This window comes from Martinezella paranaensis, assembly GCF_014200235.1.
Classification (GTDB): Bacteria; Pseudomonadota; Alphaproteobacteria; order Rhizobiales; family Rhizobiaceae; genus Rhizobium; species Rhizobium paranaense.
Window position 1 is genome coordinate 1 of record NZ_JACHBI010000037.1, and the last position, 2,500, is coordinate 2,500.

Below are 2,500 nucleotides of genomic sequence, written 5' to 3' on the forward strand. Positions count from 1 at the left end.
ACGGCATCCTAAAAACGCAGAAAGCCCCGTGTGGGGCTTTGTGTGTGATCTTTGGCGGCTTTGTTGTGTGGAAGGAAGCTGGATTGGTTGCGGGGGCAGGATTTGAACCTGCGGCCTTCAGGTTATGAGCCTGACGAGCTACCGGGCTGCTCCACCCCGCGCCATCCGAGCAAACCGCTTGCGGTTTGTCCGCCCTCGAGCGAACTGCTTTGCAGTTCGTCTCGACGCAGCAAGCCTTACGGCTTGCGTCATCCGAGCAAATCCGGAGGATTTGTCCGTGTTAGGTGGGCACCTTTTGGAGCACACCTGTTTTCGAGACAACTGTATTTGGGTCTCGAAGTCGTATTTCCAGAAGCGACAAAGGCCGCTTGTTAGCGGCCTATTGTAACACGGCTAGGCCGTTTGTTGATCAGAGAAGATTGTAATCGGACAAACCCTATTGGGTTTGCTCGGAAGTTGCGATTGGCAGACCTGGCAGCGACCTACTCTCCCGCGTCTTAAGACGAAGTACCATGGGCGCAGGGGCGTTTCACGGCCGTGTTCGGAAAGGGAACGGGTGCAGCCACCCCGCCATAACCACCAGGTCGGCAAAGCGCAACTTTGAATGAGAAGCTGGATTTTTTAAACACGTCGTTGGATGCGTTTTCGGACAAAGTCCGCAAGCGCAGAGCGCGTCGCCGGCAGTCCGGCGCGCCGTCCGCAGCATAGGGTCGAAGACCCGTACATGCGTGAGGACAAAACTCATTGCAGATGAACGTTTACGTTCGTCTGATGAGCATGAGCAATGGGAACGATCAAGCCAATCGAGCTATTAGTACCGGTAAGCTTCATGCGTTGCCGCACTTCCACACCCGGCCTATCAACGTGGTCGTCTACCACGGCTCTGATAGGGAACACTCGTTTTCAGGTTGGTTTCCCGCTTAGATGCCTTCAGCGGTTATCCATTCCATATATAGCTACCCTGCTATGCCCTTGGCAGGACAACAGGTCCACCAGAGATATGTCCATCCCGGTCCTCTCGTACTAGGGACAGATCCTGTCAATATTCCTACACCCACGGCAGATAGGGACCGAACTGTCTCACGACGTTCTGAACCCAGCTCACGTACCGCTTTAATTGGCGAACAGCCAAACCCTTGGGACCTGCTCCAGCCCCAGGATGCGATGAGCCGACATCGAGGTGCCAAACAACCCCGTCGATATGGACTCTTGGGGGTCATCAGCCTGTTATCCCCGGCGTACCTTTTATCCGTTGAGCGATGGCCCTTCCACGCGGGACCACCGGATCACTATGACCGACTTTCGTCTCTGCTCGACTTGTCAGTCTCGCAGTCAGGCGGGCTTATGCCATTGCACTCGACGACCGATTTCCGACCGGTCTGAGCCCACCATCGCGCGCCTCCGTTACTCTTTCGGAGGCGACCGCCCCAGTCAAACTACCCACCATACACTGTCCCGGATCCGGATGACGGACCGCGGTTAGACATCCATGACGATAAGGGTGGTATTTCAAGGATGGCTCCACAAGAACTGGCGTCCCTGCTTCAAAGCCTACCACCTATCCTACACATGCCGACACGAATGCCAGTGTAAAGCTATAGTAAAGGTGCACGGGGTCTTTCCGTCTGACCGCAGGAACCCCGCATCTTCACGGGGAATTCAATTTCACTGAGTCTATGTTGGAGACAGCGGGGAAGTCGTTACGCCATTCGTGCAGGTCGGAACTTACCCGACAAGGAATTTCGCTACCTTAGGACCGTTATAGTTACGGCCGCCGTTTACTGGGGCTTCGATTCAGAGCTTGCACCCCTCCTCTTAACCTTCCAGCACCGGGCAGGCGTCAGACCCTATACGTCGTCTTGCGACTTCGCAGAGCCCTGTGTTTTTGGTAAACAGTCGCTACCCCCTGGTCTGTGCCACCCTCACATGCTTGCGCACATAAGGGTCACGCTTCTTCCGAAGTTACGCGTGCAATTTGCCGAGTTCCTTCAACATAGTTCTCTCAAGCGCCTTGGTATACTCTACCTGACCACCTGTGTCGGTTTCGGGTACGGTCTATACGGTGGAGCTATTTCCTGGAACCGCGTCCCTGCAAGATCAATCCAATAAGACCTTACAAGTTGAGCAATCCGTCACTACCACCAGGCCCACGAATATTAACGTGGTTCCCATCGACTACGCGTGTCCGCCTCGTCTTAGGGGCCGGCTAACCCTGCTCAGATTAACTTTAAGCAGGAACCCTTGGTCTTTCGGCGAGAGGGTCTCTCACCCTCTTTATCGTTACTCATGTCAACATTCGCACTTCCGATACCTCCAGGATGCCTCACGGCTGTCCCTTCACTGGCTTACGGAACGCTCCGCTACCACTCCTCAAAGAGGAATCCTCAGCTTCGGTGCATGGCTTTAGCCCCGTTACATTTTCGGCGCAAAGACCCTTGACTAGACCAGTGAGCTGTTACGCTTTCTTTAAATGATGGCTGCTTCTAAGCCAACATCCTGG

1 tRNA gene and 2 rRNA genes (1 of these 3 cut by a window edge) are annotated in these 2,500 nt (G+C 54.6%); all 3 read right to left on the reverse strand.

The features are described from left to right. Nucleotides 1-84: 84 nt before the first annotated feature. Nucleotides 85-161: transfer RNA gene (locus tag GGD50_RS32325), tRNA-Met, on the reverse strand. A 308-nt stretch (nt 162-469) separates the two neighbouring features. Continuing rightward, a 5S ribosomal RNA gene (gene rrf, locus GGD50_RS32330) occupies nt 470-584 on the reverse strand. Nucleotides 585-790: 206 nt separating this feature from the next. Then, a 23S ribosomal RNA gene (locus tag GGD50_RS32335) occupies nt 791-2,500 on the reverse strand; it runs 1,204 nt beyond the window's last position.